This is a genomic window from Candidatus Komeilibacteria bacterium CG_4_10_14_0_2_um_filter_37_10, from assembly GCA_002793075.1.
GTDB lineage: Bacteria > Patescibacteriota > Patescibacteriia > UBA1558 > UBA1558 > UM-FILTER-37-10.
In genome coordinates this window covers 1-1,170 of the sequence record PFPO01000065.1, presented here as the reverse complement: position 1 = coordinate 1,170, position 1,170 = coordinate 1, and the positions used below count along the sequence as shown (strand labels likewise).

Below are 1,170 nucleotides of genomic sequence, written 5' to 3'. Positions count from 1 at the left end.
GGTTATCTTGGTTTTGGTTCTTCAGTCAATGGCGGAGCTTACAGTGATGGACAAATGGTAATTACAACAGCCGGCAACGTCGGCATCGGGACGACGACACCAAATCTTCCATTACATGTCTATTCAGCGACTGGAGACACACTGGCACGATTTGAAAGTGGCGACCCAACAGCGAGAATAGTTTTAACTGATAGTGTAGGCTCAGCATTTATAGAAAATAATGGAACAAGTCTCAATTTTCCAAGTGGCAACGTCGGCATCGGGACGACGAATCCAGCAGTGAAATTTGAGGTTAAAGACACGACAACAGGTACCACGGGCATGTATTTTAGTAATTCGAACAGTAGCAGTGGTAATGCAAATGCAAGAATACAAATTTTCACTGGAGACGGTAGTTCAAAGTATGGCGTACTTACAGTCAAAAATAGTTCATACGGTAATCCTTTAGTCGCAGACGCATTTACAATAGGTTCTGTAGCACATACAGGCGGAGTTGCTTTCTTATCTACAGTCGGACCTTTCAAGTTTTTGAATAGTGAAACAAGTGAATTGGTCAGAATAACAAATACTGGCAACGTCGGCATCGGGACGACGGGGCCGACAGCAAAATTACAAATCAACGGAGTAACTGGAGATGCAACAGGAATACATTTTCTTGCAACAGGTTGGACAGCAAAAACAAGAATTGGTCCCGTCGGAACAGATGGAGGCCAATTAGTATTATCTACAAATGTTAATTCAGAAACCAGTGCTATTGATGATGCAATCCTTGGAACATCAAAAGTATTATTAGGTAATAAGTTTATATCTTTTTCTACTGGTGACACAAATACTGCCCCTTCTGAAAAAGTTAGAATAAATTTGGCCGGCAACGTCGGCATTGGGACAGTGGCACCAAGTGAGTTATTAGATATTCAGAAAGGAAATGATGGAGGAGTTCTTTCTTTGTCAAGATTAGATTCAAATAACCTCGTTGCTAGTGGTGATTTATTAGGGTCTTTAGTTTTCAAGTCAAATACTGGGGAAGCAACACAAAGTATTTTTGCAAAAATAGATGGAAATGCTGATGGAAATACTGGTTTAAATGATAGACCATCAAGATTAAGTTTCTGGACTATTCCTGATGGTTCAGCAACACTTGCGGAAAGAATGAGAATAGATAATAACGGC

At 40.4% G+C, this 1,170-nt stretch carries 1 protein-coding gene; it reads left to right on the top strand.

Going from position 1 to position 1,170, the window contains the following annotated elements:
* A partial coding sequence (locus COX77_03445) for a hypothetical protein (protein ID PIZ98786.1) occupies positions 1-1,170 on the top strand: 1,170 nt, incomplete at both ends.